This window comes from Amorphus coralli DSM 19760 (assembly GCF_000374525.1).
In the GTDB taxonomy this organism is placed as follows: Bacteria; Pseudomonadota; Alphaproteobacteria; order Rhizobiales; family Amorphaceae; genus Amorphus; species Amorphus coralli.
The window spans coordinates 35,514-51,962 of record NZ_KB894573.1 but is presented as its reverse complement, the minus strand read 5'-3'; the positions used below and the strand labels follow the sequence as shown (position 1 = coordinate 51,962).

Genomic DNA, 16,449 nt, shown 5'->3' with positions numbered 1-16,449 from the left:
ATCTTTCGGCTGTTTCAGGCGCCTGTGCGTTCGAACTATGCGTCCGTGACCTCGGGCCGGGGCACCAGCGCTAGAACCCGCAACGGGCTGCCACTGCCCTTGCGGATCTTCAGCGGTGGGCAGATCAGCACCGCGCCGGTGGCCGGAAGCTGGTCGAGGTTCCTCAGACACTGCAGCCCGTAGCGGTTGGCGGCGTGCAGGTAGAAGTGCGCCGGGTAGGGCGGCTTGAGATGGGCGGCCTGGCCGGCGTCGGTGCCGATGGTCTCGGTTCCGAAGCCGGTGATGTCGCGCTCGTCCACCAGGAAGCGCACGCAGTCGGGATCCGGCCCCGGCGAATGCTGCCCCACCTCGTCATAGTTCTGGAAGGCGGCCGGGTCGCCGCGCTTCGACCAGTCGGTGCGCATCAGCACCCAGGCGCGCGGTGGGATGGTCCCGTGCTCGGCCTCCCAGCGCTTCACGAAGTCGACCGTCAGCAGGAAATCGTCGTCCGCCTCGGTCTCCGCTACGCAGTCGATGACGCAGACCGGCCCGACGAAATTCTCCACCGGGACGGTGTCGGTGGTGTTGTTGGGCAGGTTGCGGCCGGACACCCAGTGGATCGGGGCATCGAAATGGGTGCCCGTGTGCTCGCCGCAGGAGAAGTTGTTCCAGTACCAGGAGGCGCCGCGCTCGTCGTAGCGGGAGATCTCCTCGATGCGGAACGGCGCGCACTGGCCGAACTCCGGCGGCAGCACGATCTGCGGAAAGTCCGGTGACAGGGTGTGGGTCAGGTCGACCACCTCGACCCGTCCGCAGGCGAGGTCGGCAACGAGGCCGGCGAGGGTGCTGTCGGCGGGCGCATTCATGCCGTGAGTTCCATTTCGAGCACCTTCGGGTCGGCCCGCCAGCGTTCGTGCCAGTCCCGGGCGATCGGATCGGGATAAAGGTCCTCGATACCGTCCTCCAGCGCCCGGACGATGGCCGACGCCAGCTTGGCGGGGGCGAGCTTCGGCGGCAGCTCCAGCTGGTTCCAGTCCTCGTCGACCGGGCCGGGAAACACGTTGAGAACGCGCAGGCCGGAAGACCGGAACTCGGCGCGCAGGCATTGGGCGAGCGACAGGGCGGCTGCCTTGGACGCGGAGAAGGTACCCTGCTGGGGATAGTTGGCGAGCGCGAAGACCGACAGCACGTTCACCCAGGCGACCGCGTTCTTCGGCTTTTCCGCGGCGCGCGAACACATCGCCGGCCCGAACGCCTGGCCAAGCCGCAGAAGGCCGAAATAGTTCACGTCCATCTCGGCGCGCGCCGTTTCCACGCCGCGGCGCGAGAGGGCGGAATGGGTGCGGTGGAACTCTGCCGTGTTGATCAGGATGTCGACCTTGCCGCCGATCTGGCCGGCGAGTGTTTCCACCGACTGGCCCTCCGTCACGTCGAGGGACAGCACGGTGATGCCCGGCGTCTCCTCGAGCGCCTTGAAGCCGGGGGGCGCCTTCCACGGGTCGCTGACGCCGACCCAGACGGTCTCCGCGCCGGCCTTCAGCGCGGCCAGCGCCATCGCCTGGCCAAGGTCCGAACGGCCGTCCGTCACAAGAACGTTGCGTCCCTTCGGTGCGTTGCCGAAGGCTTTCAGGAGTGGATCTTCGCTCATGTCGGGAACCTCCTGTTCGGGAAGGGCGACGAGGACGGCGCGTCCCGCCCTGTCCAGATACGCGCGCACCCGAACCCGGCCCTCGGCTTCCGGGCAGGCGCGATGAAGAAAGGCGACGACGCTGACGCCGCAGTCGAGGCGGACGAGGCCGGTCGGCCAGGGCGCGTGCTCGCGGAAATAGAGTTCGTAGGGGCGGCGCACCACAGTGCTGGCGAGCAGCGTTCCGGCACCGTTGTCCGGTCGCCAGGTCAGCATGTCGGACAGGCAGGAGCGGCACGCCTCGCGCGGCGGATACTGGACGGCACCGCACTCGCGGCACTCCTGCAGGGCGAACTCGCCGATGGCGGCGGCCGCGCTGAGGCCGAGGGCGTGCCGCGTGCGGGCCACGGGCGGCAGCGTCGGGCGCCGGGGCGGCAGGACGGGATTGCGGCGCTTCGGGGAGGGGCCGTGATCGCTCATGCTCATGCCGCCAGGACTGCCGCGCCGGTGGACAGGCCGCGGTCGTAATTGATCATTCCGAAGCCGCTGACGAGGCCGTAGCGGGCATCGGGCACCACTCCGCCGACCGCCTGACCGCTGAGCTGCCGGATGGCCTCGACGAGCCCGAGATATCCGCCCGCCGCGCCCGCCTGGCCGACCGAAAGCTGGCCGCCGGACGTGTTGACGGGGAAGGAGCCCGCGTTCGTCAGGTCGTTGTCCTGCACGAAGGCGCGCGCCTCACCCTTGCCGCAGAAACCCAGGTCCTCCAGCTGCAGGAAGATGATCACCGGGTAGTCGTCGTAGGCCTGGAGGAAATCGATCTCGCCGGGACCGATACCGGCCTGGGCGAACAGGTCGTCGCGGTCGGCGGCCCAGCCACCGCGCTCCTGGATCGGGTCGTCGGCAAAGGCGTTGTGTCGCTCGATGGCACCGAGCAGGTAGACGTGAGGCAGCCCCTGCGTGCGCGCGGTTTCCTCGCGCATGACGAGGAAAGCCTCTGCGCCAGCGCACGGCATCACGCAGTCGTAGAGGCGGATCGGATCGGCGATCAGCGGGCTGTTCAGATATTGCTCGAGGGTCAGCTCGGAGCGGAACAGGGCGTGGGGGAAGTCGAGCGAGTTGCGGCGTTGGGCCACACAGACCTTGCCGAAATCCTCCGGCCGGGCGCCGAATGTCCGCATGTAGTGATCGGTCAGCAGCGCGAAGCTGGCGTTCGGCCCGCCCGATCCGTACGGGTAGACCGCGTCCTGGGCGAACTGGCTGAAGGCGGCGGTGGAGCGCCGGAAGGAGTCCGTCTGGTTGGTGTCGGCGGCCACGCACGCGACGATCTCCGCGTCGCCGGTCTGCACGGCGCGGGCGGCGCGTCGCAGCGCGATCATGCCGCTGGCGCCGCCGAGTGGCACGTAGTCCAGCCAGCGCGGCGACAGGCCGAGATGCTCGGTCACGCCGATGGCGGTATCCGGCGCCAGAGAAAAGCTCGTCGCGCAGAGCCCGTCGATGGCCGCCTTGTCGAGGCCAGAGGTCTCCACGAGCGCGCGCATGGCCCGGCCCAGAAACCAGTGGGCGCCGCGCGTGGAGAAACGCTCGTAGGGGATGGTGACCGGGCTTGCGAGAACCACCCCGTCATAGCCGAGGCGGCGGCTCATGGGGCCACCTTCCGCATGGCCTGCTTGCGCTCGCGCAGGTCGTGGCAGTCGGGATCCTCGGCCAGACGCTCGACCAGATCGCCGAGATCGGCTTTGCGCACCTTCTGGGTGGACGTGGTGGGAAGCGCCTTTCGCAGCGCCACGTAGCCGGGAAGCTTGTAGTAGGCGAGGCGTTCGGCGCAGTGGGCGAAAATGCTGTCGGCGAGGGTGGCGCCGTCGTCGGCCTCGCGCGGCACAACCACCGCCAGGACCTCTTCCCCGCGCAGCGGATCCAGCGCCGCCACAACGGCCACCTGCGCGACGCCGGGATGCGTGCCGATGGCCGCTTCCACCTCGACGGCGGCGATGTTTTCGCCGGATCGACGGATGATGTTCTTCTTCCGGTCGACGAAGAACAACGCGCCGTCGTCGCCGCGGCGCATGATGTCGCCGGTATGCAGCCAGCCGCCGTCCCAAACCTCCTCGGTCGCCGCCTCATTCTTCAGATAGCCGGAGAAGAAGCGGCGGCGCGGGTCATCGCCCCGGGCGCGCAGGATCAGTTCGCCCGGCTCGCCCGGCGCCACTTCTGTGCCGTCATCGTCGACCAGGCGCATTTCCACCGGCGGGCCGGGCCGGTCGGAGCGGCCGATGCAGCGTTCGCCCACATGACGCGGCTCCTCCGCGGCGCAGAGGATGCCGGCGCCGCCGGTTTCCGACATGGCCCAGCCTTCCAGGAGCGGTACACCGAAGCGCGCCTCGAAGGTCGCGTGATGGTCGGGGTGGACGCCACCGCCCATGCCGAAGCGGAGGCCGTGATCGCGGTCGCTTTCGCTTTCCGGCAGGGCCAGCAGGATCGCCGGCATGACGCCGAGATAGTGGAAACAGGTCGCGCCGGTTTCGCGGGCCATCGCCCACCACGACCGCGGATGGAACCGGTCGATGATGATCTGGGCACCGCCGGAAGCCAGCATCCCCATGAAGGAGTTACCCATGGCGTTGACGTGGAAGGTGGGTAGCGGCGTCATCAGCCGCTCCTGGCCTTCGCGTAGAGCGATCAGCCCACCCTGGGAGCAATACCACTCCGCCCAGCCGTGGAAGTAGCCGTTGGAGAGCAGGCATCCCTTTGGCCGCCCGGTGGTGCCGGAGGTGTAGATCAGCGCGCACTCCGCGTCGGTCGCGTCCGCGGGCGGCGATCCGGCGGGAGAGGGGGCGGCCGGCAGCCCAGCCGCATCGCTGGCGACGAGCGCGACATGCAGCCCCTCGGCCCCGGCCTGGGCCTGCTCGGCGCGCGACGGCAGGTGAACGAGCAGATCGGCCTCGCTGTGGGAGAGCAGGTAGTGGAGCTCGTCGGCGGTGTAGTCGGGATTGACCGGCACCGTGCCTGCGCCGACGGCGTTGAGCGCCAGCCAGTGGAAGAAGTGGATCGGCCGGTTCTCCATGAGGAGGGCGACGCGGTGGCCGGGTCCATAGCCGGCTGCGCGGTAGCGCGCGGCGAGTGCGTCGACCTCGGCGAGCGTTTGGGCGTAACTCCAAGACGCGCGTTCGATGGCCCACAGCGCCTGCACGTCGGCCGGCAGGACGAAGAGATCGTTGTCGGCGAACCGCGCCGTCTGGGCGCGCAGCAGCTCGTACACGCTGCCGTTGCCAGCGCGTTGACTTTCTTGCGGTCTTGCGACTTGTTCCGCTGTCATCCGATCTCGTTCGCGCATTGAGTTGAAAGGTTCTGTCCGGAATGACGGCCAAGAAGAGTGTCCAGCCGAAGACCGGGGAAGGAGGCGCCTCCGGCGTCGACTACGAGACCAAGTTCGCCGAGTTCGAGTACGCGATCTGGCATCTCGGGGCCGCCTTCACGCGCTGGCGGCGCGACTGTCTCGGGTCCGTCTCCGACGTGAGCCTGAGCAGCACAGAGGCCTCGATCCTGCACGCCGTCCACATGAACGGCACCGACAAGGGGCTGGTGGAGATCGGTCGCCTGCTGCATCGCGACGACATGACCAACATCCAGTACGGGCTGAAGAAGCTCGGCCAGCTCGGGCTCATCGAGAAGCGGGGCAACTCGCGCAAGAACATGACCTACGCCGTGTCGGTCCGGGGCGACGAGATCATCGGCGCCTACCTGGAGCAGCGGCGCAAGGTGCTGCTGCGGCTGTTCCAGCAGGTCGCGCCGGCCCCCGACGACCTCGACACGCTGATCCTGCAGATGCACGTGATGATCGGCATCTACGACCAGTCCGGCGATCTCATCATGAACCGTCAGCCGTGACATCGTCCGCTCACTGCATCCTGTAGCCGCCGTTGACGTCGAGGGTCGAGCCGGTGACCCACGCCCCTCCGTCGCCGGCGAGGTAGGTGACGGCGGCGGCCACGTCGGACGCTTCGCCGACGCGACCGAGCGGGATCTTCTCCACCAGGCCGGGAACCGCTTCCGAATTCATCGCGCGCTCGAACATGCCGGTCTTCACCGGGCCGGCTGCGACGCAGTTGACGGTGACGCCGGACCCGGCCGCCTGCCGTGCTGCGATCTTTGTGAGCCCGAGAATCGCGGCCTTCGATGCCACGTAGCACGGGTCGCCCCGATAGCCGCCAAGCTGCGCCGCCGCCGAGGCCAGAGTGATGATGCGTCCGTTCTGAACGGGCGTTTTGCGGTGCCGGCGCATATACTCCCGGATGCACAGGAATGTGCCGCGCGCGTTCACCGCCTGGATGCGCTCCCAGTCGTCGAGGCTGATGTCGGTGATGTCATGGGCAGCGGCCGGACCTTCCGCCATGATGCCGGCGCAGGTCACCAGGATCGACACCGGCCCGAGCGTCTCGATCACACGGTCGAAGGCTGCGGCGACCGACGCCTCGTCGGCCACGTCCAGCCGGCACGCCATGGCGTCGCCGTCGGTCGTGCGGATCTCCGCGACCAGCTCGTTGAGCGCGAAGGGGTCGAGATCGGTAACGGCAACGCGGGCTCCGGCTGCCGCCAGCGCCAGCGCGCAGGCCCGGCCGATGCCGCCCGCCGCACCAGTGACGAGGGCCACCCGGTTCTCCAAAACCTGCACCGTACACAACTCCGGTCGCGGTCCGGCGGAGCCCCATGCTCACCCGGATTCTGAAAAATTACCGGACAAAATGAGCTTGTCAAAAGCTAAATTACGATATGAGATAGCGGGTACCGTGGTGGAGAGAGCCGTGGCGGCGCTGTGAGGAGACAGGGCCGGAACACGCACCAACCAGAGGACAGGGGACAATCATGATCCGTAGCATCCGCGTGGCCGGTCTGGCCGCGATGACACTGACGGCGTTTGCCTGGGGGGCGCCGCTTCAGGCCCAGGATTCCGTATCGCTCAGCGTGCAGAGCGCCTGGCCGCTCACGCTGCCCGCCAGCGGGCGCGACGCCCAGCATTTCGCCGATGCCATCAACGCGGCGTCCGGCGGCCAGGTCGAGATCGATCTCTACGGCGCCGGCAAGCTGGTCCCCTCGCTGGAGATCTTCGACGCCGTGCAGCGCGGCACCCTGGACGCCGGCTACACCAGCCCGCTCTACGTGGCCGGCAAATTCCCGGCGCTGCAGCTCTTCGGCGGCGTGCCGTTCGGCCCGGACGCCATTGAGTATCTCGGCTGGATCTACAACGGCGGCGGCCTCGACATCTGGCGCGAGATCTACGCCGAGCAGGGCGTGATGACAGTTCCCTGCGGCCTGATGGAGCCGGAAGCGGGCGGCTGGTACAAGGAGCCGATCGAGACCGAGGCCGATCTCGACGGCCTGAAGCTCCGCTTCGCGGGTCTCGCCGGCGAGGTCATGAAGAAGATGGGCGCGTCCGTCGTGCTGCTCGCCGGTGGTGATATCTTCCCGAACCTGGAGCGCGGCGTGATCGACGGCACCGAGTTCTCCATGCCGGCCATCGACGCCATCATCGGCTTCGACAGCGTCGCCAAGAACTACTATCTGCCAGGCTGGCACCAGCCGGCGGCCATCAACGAGCTGATCATCAACAAGACGAAATGGGACGCCATGAGCGACTCCCAGCGCATGCTGATCGAGCTCACCTGCCGCGAGACCATGCTCTGGGGCGTCACCTCCACGCTTGCGGAGAACGCCGAGGCCGTGCAGGCCTTCAAGGAGAATGGCGTGGAGATCCGCGAGTTCTCGCCGGAGCTGATTGAGGCCTTCCGCGTGAAGACCGCCGAAGTGATGGCTGAGCAGTCCGACAAGGACGAGAACTTCAAGCGTGTCTGGGACTCGCTGCAGGCCTATCGTGACAACGCGGCCGACTGGGCCAGCGTCCGCAACGACTGACGCAACCGGGAACGACCGCCCGCACGATGAACACGACGCTCCACGGCATCGCAACGGCCATAGACCGGATCTCCGGTGCCGTGGGGCACGCCGCTTCGCTTCTCCTGCCGGTCCTGATGCTGGTGATCATCGCCAATGTCGCCCTGCGCTACGGCTTCGGGCTGGGGCTGGTGGAGATGGAGGAGCTGCAGTGGCACATCAACGCGGTGGTGATCCTCGGCTGCCTCGCCTTCGCCTATCGTGACGACGCGCACGTGCGGGTGGATGTCCTGCACGCGCGCTACTCTCCCCGCCGCAAGGCACTGGTGGAGCTCTTCGGCGGCGTCCTGCTGCTGATGCCCTTCGTGGTCGGCATCTGCTGGTTCGCCTGGGGCACCTTCACCTACTCCCTGTCCATCGGTGAGGGCTCGCCCATGCCCAGTGGCCTGCCCGCCCGCTACGTGATCAAGTTCCTGATGTTCGCCGGCTTCTTCCTGCTCGGACTGCAGGGCATCGCCCAGATCTGTCGCTCCATCCTCACGCTGCGCGGCGCGGCGGTGGCGACCGGCGAGCGGGGGCCCCGGTGACGCAGGAAGTCGTCTTCGTCGCGCTGATGTTCGCCGTCTTCGCCGGCGGGCTGTTCGCCGGTTTCCCGGTTGCCTTCGTGCTGGGCGGCACCGGTATTCTTTTCGCCGTCCTCGGCGACCTTCTGCCCATGGTCGGCATCAAGGTCATGGCCGGCACCAATTTCATCGGCTTCTCCTCCGACCGCATCTTCGGCTCTCTCTCCAACTACAGCCTCGTGCCGATCGCCATGTTCGTGTTCATGGGGCTGATGCTGGAGCGCTCCGGCGTCGCCGGCCGGCTGCTTGCCGCCATGTCGCGGGTGATGCGTTCCGTGCCCGGCGGCCTCGGCCTGTCGGTGGTGCTCATCGGGCTGGTGCTGGCCGCCTCCACGGGCATCATCGGTGCCTCTGTGGTGCTCCTGGCGACGGTGGCGCTGCCGGCGCTGCGCAAGGCCGGCTACGACATCCCGCTCAGTCTCGGTACGGTGGCCGCGTCCGGCTGCCTCGGCATCCTGATCCCGCCCTCGATCATGCTGATCGTGATGGGCGACCAGCTCCGTCTCTCGGTCGGCGACCTGTTCATGGCGGCGGTGGTGCCGGGCGTGATCCTGTCGGTGCTCTATTCGCTCTACATCGTCATCCTGTGCGCGCTTCGCCCGGACATGGCGCCGAAGCTGCCGCCAGAGCCGGACAGGAACGGGGAGGGGAGTGCCATCCTCGAACTCGTCCGCGCGCTGGTGCCGCCGATGGCCCTGATGGCGGCGGTGCTCGGCTCCATCTTCCTCGGCATTGCCTCGCCGACGGAAGCCTCCGGTGTCGGCGCGCTCGGTGCGACGTTGCTCGCCGCGGCCGACCGTCGGCTCACCTGGGAGACGCTCAAGGACGTCTGCCATGGAACCGGCAAGACGACCGCCTTCCTGTTCGCGCTGATCTTCGGTGCCAGCTGCTTCTCCGTCGTGCTGCGCGGCTATGGCGGCGACGAGGTGATCGAGGGCGCCATCACCGGCCTGCCGTTCCCGCCGGAAGCGGTGCTCGGCATGGTGCTCCTGGTGGTCTTCCTGCTCGGCTTCGTGCTCGACTGGATGGAGATCGTGCTGATCATCGCGCCGCTGACGGTGCCGGTGGTGGTCGGGCTCGGCTTCGATCCGCTGTGGGTGGCGATCTTGATCGCGATCTGCCTGCAGACCTCGTTCCTGACGCCGCCGGTGGGCATGGCGCTTTTCTACGTGAAGAGCGCGGCGCCGCCCGACGTGAAGACGGTGCAGATCTACCGGGGCATCGTGCCGTTCGTGATCCTGCAGCTCGTTGGCCTGATCGCGGTCTGGCTGATCCCGGACCTCGCCCTGCACCTGCCGCGCATCGCCTATTAGGCTGGTGCGCCGCCGGCGGACTTGCGGAGACCACCTTCCGACGTCTGGGTGAGATACTCCCAGTAGGATCCCTCTTTGCGGGCGATATGGCTGCCGAGCAGCCTGAGCGTGGCGCCCAGATCTCCGGCCGCCACCAAGTCGGCGATCCGCCCGTGCTCCTCGTAGGACTTCTTCATGTGATGCGGGTCGGTGCCGAGCCGCGTGCGCAGCGCAGCGACCTTGCCTTCGATCAGCCCGTAGCTCTGCATGATGTAGGGGTTGCCGCTGTTGGCGCACAGCGCATGGTGGAACGCCCCGTCGAGGTCGAGATAGTCGCGGACATCCTGCCGTGACCAGGCCGTCTGCATGGCCTGCATGAGGCGGGAGAGCGCATTGCCGAGGACATCGCGGGCCTCGTGCTCGAACACCCGCTGCAGCGCGGCCGATTCGAGAATGAGGCGCATGTCGCAGATGTGCTCCAGTTCGCCCGGCTGGAGAGTGAAGACGTAGGTTCCCGCCTGGGGCCGGATCTCGACCAGTCCCTCGCGCTTCAGCTGGAGGAGGGCCTCCCGCACCGGTGACTTGCTGGTGCCGAACGAGGCGGCGACCCGGGCTTCAGAGATCTTTTCGCCCAGCTCCCAGTCGCCCTGAACGATCGCGGTACGCATCCGCGCCAGGACTTCGTCGACGAGAAGGGGACTGCGCTTGATCGGTTCCATGCTCGTCCTGCCTTGCGGGCCTTCCTGGATGGGGCTGATGAGGCCTGCCGCCGCGCCCGACCGCGGAGACTTCGATTTTGCCATGGATCCCTTCATGCGCCTTGACGCTCCAAACCGCAAACTGATATCTTAGATCTAATAATGCCATAATATCACGGGAGGAGCCATGGCGGGGGTCAACGCCTTCGATCACTGGTTCACGGCAGCGAACAAAGTCATTCTCGCCTTCCTGATGTCGGCGATGACGGTACTCGTCTTCGGCAACGTCGTGGGGCGGTACGTCTTCGGCGTCTCGTTCGGCTGGGCCGAGGAGCTGTCGCGCTTTGCAATGATCTGGGCCGCCTTCCTCGGCGTGGGCCTGGCGCTGCGCTACGGACAGCTTGCTGCCGTGGAGATGGTACAGTTCATGCTCCCGGAGACCGGCGCCCGCGCCATGCGGCTCGGCGTCGTCCTGGTGATCGTTGCCTTCCTCCTTGCGCTGGTCGTTCTCGGCCTGCAGTTCTCCGTCTTCTCCTGGAAACTGCGCACCCCGGTGTTGCAGATCCCGAGGGGCCTTCCCTACCTCGCCGTCCCGCTCGGCGCCTTTTTCGCGCTCATCCACCTGGCGCTGTCGCTGCGCAGTTTCCTCTCCGGCAACATGCTGGCGCTCGAGGATTTCGAGGCCGACGAGCCGACCGAGCGACAGGGGAGTGATCCGTCGGCTTCCGCGCCGTCCCCCGGCCGACCCTCGGCGGGCGACGCATGAGCGGGCTCCTGATCGGCGTCTTCGTCGGCGCGCTGCTTCTCGGCGTTCCCATCGCGTTCGTGATGGGCGTGGCCAGCCTCGTGGTGCTCTTGGTGCAGGGAACGTTTCCGCTGCTCGTCGTGCCACAGCGCATGTTCAACGGGCTCGACTCGTTCCCGCTGATGGCGGTGCCCTTCTTCATTCTTGCCGCCGACCTGATGACGGCGGGGCGCATCACGGCCGCGCTTCTGACCTTCTCGCGCGCCCTGGTCGGCCACATCCGGGGCGGCATGGGTCACGTCAACGTGCTGGTCTCGGTGTTTTTCGCCGGCATCAGCGGATCCGCGCTCGCCGATGCCGCAGGGCCGAGCGCCATCGCCATGCGCATGATGACCAAGGCCGGTTACCCCGCGTCCTACTCGGCGGCCCTGAGTGCCGCGACGGCGACGATTGGGCCGATCATCCCGCCGAGCATCATCATGGTGATCTACGGCATTTCCGAATCGCGCGTGTCGATCGCCCAGATGTTCCTGGCCGGCATCGTTCCCGGCTGCCTGATGGGCCTGGCGCTCGCGGCCGCGAACTTCGTCATCAGCCGTCGCAACAACTATGGCGGCGATCAGACCTTCGCGGGCACGGCAACCGTCGTGCGCACGGCGCTGAGGGCTCTGCCGGCATTGCTGGTGCCGTTGATCATCCTCGGCGGCATCCTGGGCGGAGTGTTCACTCCCACCGAGGCTGCCGCCGTCGCGGTGGTGTACTCGCTGATCGTGGGCTTCCTGCAGGGCACGCTCACCGTCCGGCTGCTGCCCCAGATCCTGGTCCGCTCGGCGCTTCTGACCTCCGCCGTGCTGATGATCGTGGCCACCGCGTCGATCTTCGCCTGGCTCCTGACCGTGTTTCAGCTGCCGCAGCAGTTCGGCGCGGCCATCGCGGCCCTCGACGTCGGCACGATCGGCACGCTCCTGCTGCTCGCGCTTCTGATCTTCCTCTGCGGTTTGTTCATCGACACCATCCCGGCGGTGATCGTGCTGACGCCAATCCTGGCGCCCATCGCCTTCAAGGCCGGTGTCGATCCGCTCCACTTCGCCATGGTGCTGATCCTCAACCTCACGATCGGGATGGTGACGCCGCCCGTCGGACCCGTCCTGTTCGTCATCAGCACCGTTGGCCGCATCCGCATCGAGGTCGTGACGCGCGCCATCCTGCCGCTGCTCGCGGTCCAGATTCTGGTGCTGATGGCCATCATTCTCATTCCACCAATCACCCTCTCCATTCCCCGGTTGTTCGGCTACGGGGGCTGACAGATGGCGAGGGTAACCAACCGAAAAATAGCCGGACGCTAGGAGGAACGACCTATGTTTTCCAGGGGACTGAAAACCGCCGCGCTCGTCGGCGCCGCCGCCTTCCTTGCCGGGGCCGCAAACGCGGAGACCATCCGCTACGCCCACTTCCAGCCGGCCTCGCTCGACCAGCCGAAGCACGCGGCCGCGCTGGCCTTCAAGTCGCACGTGGAAGCGGCGACCAACGGTGAAGTCACCGTCGAGATCTACCCGGCCAGCCAGCTCGGCGGTGGCCAGGAGGTCATGGAGGGGCTGCAGCTCGGCTCCATCCAGCTCGGCGTGGTCCACGACGGGCCGATCGGCTCCACCTTCCCGCCCTTCCAAGTGTTCCAGATCCCGTACGTCTTCGGCAACCAGAACGTCGCCTGGGACGTGCTGGACGGCGAGTTCGGCGACGAGGTGGCGGACGCCATGCTCGAAGAGACCGGCATCCGCCTGATGGGCTACGCCGACAACGGCATCCGCCATTTCACCAACAACGAGCGGCCGATCGAGACGCCGGCCGACATGGAAGGCCTCAAGATCCGCGTCCAGCCGAGCCCGGTGTTCCAGCGTCTCGTTGAGAGCCTGGGCGCCAGCGCCACGGTCGTGGCATGGCCGGAGCTTCCGAGTGCGCTCGCCCAGGGCGTGGTCGACGGGCAGGAGAATGGCGTCACCAACATCCTCGCGGCCGATCTCTACGAGAACCAGGACTACGTCTCGCTCGACGGCCACGTGTACAGCCTGCACGCCTACATGATGAACAACGACTTCTTCGAGGGCCTCGATCCGAAGGAGCAGCAGGCCGTTCTCGAAGGCATCGAGATCGCCAAGTGGATCCATCGCGGCATGACGGCGGCCCAGGACGCCAATGCCCAGACGATCCTCTCCGACGTCGGGATGCAGGTGACGCCGCTGAGCCCCGATCAGGTGGCCGCCTTCCGTGAGAAGGCGCAGGGTCCGGTGGCCGAGTGGGTCGCTGGCGAAGTCGGCCAGGAGTGGGTCGATGGCCTGTTCTCCGCGGTCGAAGCGGCCGCGCCCGCCGGCAACCAGTAGGGAGCGACTGATGTCCGAGCACGGAGCCACGGTCGTCGTCGTCGACGGCGGCTACGACCACTACGATCTGGAACGCGCCATCCTGGCACCCCTCGGTGCCGAGCTGGTGGTGGCTCCGTGCGAGGGCGACGCCGAGCGCGTCGTCGAGGTGGCGCACGGGGCGGATGCGGTGCTCGTCCGCGAGACGCCGCTTCCCGCCTCGACGCTACAGCGGTTGCCGCGCTGCAAGGTTATCGTGCGCTACGGCGTCGGCACCGACAACATCGACCTGGCCTACGCCGCCGCCAACGGCATCAAGGTCGCCAATGTCCCCGACTACGGCGTGGAGGAGGTCTCCGAGCATGCCGTGGCCCTGCTTCTGGCGGTCAAGCGCCGGCTCTTCGAGCGCGATGCTGTCGTGCGCGCCGGCCGCTGGGGCGACGTGGCCGCAAAGCCCATTCAACGCACACGCGGCACGGTTCTCGGCCTGATCGGCGCAGGCCGCATCGGCCAGTGCTTCATCGACAAGGCCCGGCCGCTTGGTTTCGAGCGCGTGCTCGTCCATTCGCGCGACAGCGTGCCCGCCGGTACCGAGGCCGCCGATATCGACCGCATCTGCGCCGAGGCCGACGTGATCTCGCTGCACGTGCCGCTGACGGAGGCCACCCGCAACATCGTTGATTCACGCCGGCTCGCCCTGATGAAGCCGACCGCGATCCTCATCAACACCGCGCGGGGAGGGCTCGTCGACGAGGCGGCCCTTGCCGAGGCGCTGCATAACGGCCGCCTGTTCGGCGCCGGCCTCGACGTCTTCGCCGAAGAACCGCTGCCGGCGGACAACCCGCTGCGGCAAGCGCCGAACTGTGTCCTGAGCGATCACGCGGCCTGGTTCTCCGAGGAGGCCGTTCAGGACCTCCAAAGGAAAGCCGCGGAAGAGGTGAAGCGCGGCCTCACCGGCGAGCCGCTCGTCAACCCCGTACTCCCGGCGGCCCGCTGACATGAGCGAAACCTTCGAACGCCTGAAACACACCGCCATTCCTGTCGTGCGCACCGGTATCGAGCGGTCGGCCCGCGTGCTTGTCGACTGGCTGCGCGAAGGCGGCATGAGCGTCTTCGAGATCACCACCAGCGTCCCCGGTCACGACGCGATCGTCCGCGACCTGGCCGGTGATCCGGACGCGCTCGTCGGCATGGGCACGGTGCTCGACGCCGATGGTGCCCGCCGTGCCATCGACGCGGGTGCCGATTTCCTGGTGTCGCCCTGCGTGGTGCCCGAGGTGATCGAGACCGCCGTTGCGGCGGGCTGCCCGGTGATCGCAGGCGCCGCGACCCCCACGGAGGTTCTTGCCGCACACCGGACCGGCGCCACCGCGGTGAAGATCTTTCCGATCCGTCAGCTGGGCGGCCACGCCTACCTCAAGGCCGTCCGCAGCGTACTGCCCTTCGTCGGTCTGGTTCCCACCGGCGGCATCGAGATCGACGAGGTCGACGCGTACTTCCAGGCCGGCGCGCTCGCCGTCGGTCTGGGCAGCCAGCTTGCGAGGGATGCCGAGATCGAAGCGGGTGACAAGGCCCCGATCGTCGAGCGGGCATCTCGGCTGGCGGCCCGTTCCTGACGCTTTTTCTGTAACGAGGAGACTACCAATGACTCTCGAAGAGCTGGTCGCCGGTTTCAACCAGACCGCCATCGCGTCCTGCGCCGACGCCTGCGACAAGATCGTCGGCCGTCGCTGCTACATGGACCACCAGATCGCCCCGCGCATCAACGAGAACAAGATCGTTGGTCCCGCCGTCACGGTGCTCGAGGTGCCCACGGACGAGGTGCTACCGCCGCAGCATGCCCTGGACCTGATCGACGAGGCGGACGCCGGCAGCGTCATCTGCATTTCCATCGGAGCCGATGCCGACGTCGCCGTCTGGGGTGGCTTGATGACCGCAGGCGCGGTCGCCAACGCGCATGCGGCGGCCGTCCTCGACGGCGCAGTCCGCGACATCGTGGAGATCCGACGCGATTACGACTTCCCGGTCTATGCCCGCTCGTCGTCGCCCGGAACGACGCTCGGCCGCGCCATGACCATCGCGTCACAGATCCCGGTGGAGATCGGCGGCGTGCTGGTCCATCCCGGGGACATCATCGTCGGGGACGTCGATGGCGTCGTCGTGGTTCCCCGCGAGCACGCCGAGGCGGTACTGGAAATGGCCCACGAGATCGACGCCCGCGAGGCGGAACAGGCCAAACTGATCATGGCCGAGAAGTCGCTTCGCAAGGGTCTGGCGAAATACGGCCGCATCTGAGCCATCGGAGGACACGATGCCCGAACTCGTCTGTCTCGGTGAACCGCTCCTGGAGTTTTCCTCCCAGGAGCGGGACGGCAAGACCTTCTATCTGCAGGGCTATGGCGGTGACACGTCCAACTGCGCCATCGCGGCAGCCCGCCAGGGTGCGAGCGTCGGCTATGTCACGGCCGTGGGCGACGACGCGTTCGGGCGCGAGTTCCTTCGCCTGTGGCGCAATGAAGGCGTCGACGCGAGCGCCGTGACCGTCGATCCCGTGGCGCCCACCGGGATCTATTTCATCACCTATGCCAACGGCGAGCACGAGTTCAGCTACCGCCGGGCCGGGTCCGCCGCGAGCCTGATGGCGCCCCGCACTCTACCGCTGGACGCCATCCGCCAGGCGAAGATCCTGCACGTCTCCGGCATCAGCCAGGCGATCAGCGACAGCGCCTGCGACGCCGTCTTCTCGGCGATCGGGGCCGCCCGCGAGGCGGGTGTCCGGATCAGCTACGACACCAATCTGCGCCTGAAGCTCTGGCCCATCGAACGGGCGCGTGCCGTCACGCATGCCGCCATGGCAATGGCGGACATCGCGCTTCCCGGCCTTGATGACGCGCGCCAGCTCACCGGGCTCGAGGATCCCGATGCCATCGTGGACTTCTACCTGGCGCTCGGACCGACGACCGTGGTTCTCACCATGGGGGCGGACGGGACCCTGGTCGCCACCGCCGACCGCCGCGAGCGCGTTGCCTCCCTGAAGGTCAGCGCCGTCGATGCCACCGCCGCGGGCGACATGTTCGACGGGGCGTTCCTCGCCCGCCTGCTTGCCGGCGACGACGTGGTCGCAGCGGCGACCTACGCCAATGCCGCAGCCGCCTTGTCCACCCTCGGTCATGGCGCCGTGGCGCCGATGCCGAAGGCCGAGGCCGTGCGCAGGGCGCTGGCTGAGGGCATCGCGTGAG

The 16,449-nt window shown here is 67.7% G+C and carries 17 protein-coding genes; 11 read left to right on the top strand and 6 right to left on the bottom strand.

The annotated features are described in order from the left end of the window. Nucleotides 1–35: 35 nt before the first annotated feature. The 4 genes from C507_RS0110990 to C507_RS0110975 are packed head-to-tail and all read right to left on the bottom strand — an operon-like array spanning nt 36 to nt 4,865. Nucleotides 36–845 (bottom strand): cyclase family protein, encoded by an 810-nt coding sequence (locus tag C507_RS0110990; RefSeq protein ID WP_018699748.1) that lies wholly within the window; start codon nt 843–845, stop codon nt 36–38. After that, a complete protein-coding gene (locus C507_RS0110985) occupies nt 842–2,086 on the bottom strand; it encodes an SDR family NAD(P)-dependent oxidoreductase (protein WP_018699747.1) in 1,245 nt (414 codons plus the stop codon). Before C507_RS0110985 ends, C507_RS0110990 begins: the two co-directional genes overlap by 4 nt. 2 nt (nt 2,087–2,088) lie before the next feature. Then, a complete protein-coding gene (locus C507_RS0110980; RefSeq protein ID WP_018699746.1) occupies nt 2,089–3,252 on the bottom strand; it encodes a thiolase family protein in 1,164 nt (387 codons plus the stop codon). Next, a complete protein-coding gene (locus tag C507_RS0110975; RefSeq protein ID WP_018699745.1) occupies nt 3,249–4,865 on the bottom strand; it encodes an AMP-binding protein in 1,617 nt (538 codons plus the stop codon). Before C507_RS0110975 ends, C507_RS0110980 begins: the two co-directional genes overlap by 4 nt. A 98-nt stretch (nt 4,866–4,963) precedes the next feature. Here C507_RS0110975 and C507_RS0110970 point away from each other — a divergent pair, with 98 nt between their 5' ends. After that, nucleotides 4,964–5,494, top strand: coding sequence for a winged helix DNA-binding protein (locus C507_RS0110970; protein WP_018699744.1), 531 nt, complete (start codon nt 4,964–4,966; stop codon nt 5,492–5,494). Between the two features lie 10 nt (nt 5,495–5,504). Here the strand turns inward: C507_RS0110970 and C507_RS0110965 are convergent, their stop codons facing one another. Next, nucleotides 5,505–6,257 (bottom strand): SDR family oxidoreductase, encoded by a 753-nt coding sequence (locus C507_RS0110965; RefSeq protein WP_169508966.1) that lies wholly within the window; start codon nt 6,255–6,257, stop codon nt 5,505–5,507. Nucleotides 6,258–6,469: 212 nt separating this feature from the next. On the opposite strand from C507_RS0110965, the gene C507_RS0110960 reads away from it, so the two are divergent. From C507_RS0110960 to C507_RS0110950, 3 genes are read left to right on the top strand one after another with little or no spacing between them, the layout of a single operon-like run. After that, on the top strand, nt 6,470–7,516 hold the full coding sequence (locus C507_RS0110960; RefSeq protein ID WP_018699742.1) for a TRAP transporter substrate-binding protein: 1,047 nt from the start codon (nt 6,470–6,472) through the stop codon (nt 7,514–7,516). Between the two features lie 26 nt (nt 7,517–7,542). Next, complete coding sequence (locus C507_RS0110955; RefSeq protein WP_018699741.1) at nt 7,543–8,082, top strand: TRAP transporter small permease subunit; 540 nt, start codon at nt 7,543–7,545, stop codon at nt 8,080–8,082. Beyond that, nucleotides 8,079–9,431 (top strand): TRAP transporter large permease, encoded by a 1,353-nt coding sequence (locus C507_RS0110950; protein WP_018699740.1) that lies wholly within the window; start codon nt 8,079–8,081, stop codon nt 9,429–9,431. Before C507_RS0110955 ends, C507_RS0110950 begins: the two co-directional genes overlap by 4 nt. Here the strand turns inward: C507_RS0110950 and C507_RS21070 are convergent. After that, on the bottom strand, nt 9,428–10,129 hold the full coding sequence (locus C507_RS21070; protein ID WP_018699739.1) for a GntR family transcriptional regulator: 702 nt from the start codon (nt 10,127–10,129) through the stop codon (nt 9,428–9,430). The two genes, C507_RS0110950 and C507_RS21070, sit on opposite strands and share 4 nt — an antisense overlap. A gap of 166 nt (nt 10,130–10,295) precedes the next feature. Here C507_RS21070 and C507_RS22410 point away from each other — a divergent pair, with 166 nt between their 5' ends. The 7 genes from C507_RS22410 to C507_RS0110910 are packed head-to-tail and all read left to right on the top strand — an operon-like array spanning nt 10,296 to nt 16,448. Next, the gene (locus C507_RS22410; protein WP_018699738.1) at nt 10,296–10,874 is read left to right on the top strand and encodes a TRAP transporter small permease; all 579 of its coding nucleotides are present in this window, start codon (nt 10,296–10,298) and stop codon (nt 10,872–10,874) included. Next, complete coding sequence (locus C507_RS0110935; RefSeq protein WP_018699737.1) at nt 10,871–12,157, top strand: TRAP transporter large permease; 1,287 nt, start codon at nt 10,871–10,873, stop codon at nt 12,155–12,157. Before C507_RS22410 ends, C507_RS0110935 begins: the two co-directional genes overlap by 4 nt. A 54-nt stretch (nt 12,158–12,211) precedes the next feature. Next, complete coding sequence (locus C507_RS0110930; RefSeq protein ID WP_018699736.1) at nt 12,212–13,231, top strand: DctP family TRAP transporter solute-binding subunit; 1,020 nt, start codon at nt 12,212–12,214, stop codon at nt 13,229–13,231. 10 nt (nt 13,232–13,241) lie between these two features. Beyond that, a complete protein-coding gene (locus tag C507_RS0110925) occupies nt 13,242–14,207 on the top strand; it encodes a C-terminal binding protein (protein ID WP_018699735.1) in 966 nt (321 codons plus the stop codon). 1 nt (nt 14,208) lies between these two features. Continuing rightward, the gene (locus C507_RS0110920) at nt 14,209–14,826 is read left to right on the top strand and encodes a bifunctional 4-hydroxy-2-oxoglutarate aldolase/2-dehydro-3-deoxy-phosphogluconate aldolase (RefSeq protein ID WP_018699734.1); all 618 of its coding nucleotides are present in this window, start codon (nt 14,209–14,211) and stop codon (nt 14,824–14,826) included. 28 nt (nt 14,827–14,854) lie between these two features. Then, complete coding sequence (locus C507_RS0110915) at nt 14,855–15,505, top strand: RraA family protein (protein WP_018699733.1); 651 nt, start codon at nt 14,855–14,857, stop codon at nt 15,503–15,505. Nucleotides 15,506–15,521: 16 nt separating this feature from the next. Next, the gene (locus C507_RS0110910; RefSeq protein WP_018699732.1) at nt 15,522–16,448 is read left to right on the top strand and encodes a sugar kinase; all 927 of its coding nucleotides are present in this window, start codon (nt 15,522–15,524) and stop codon (nt 16,446–16,448) included. The last annotated feature ends 1 nt before the right edge of the window (nt 16,449 follow it).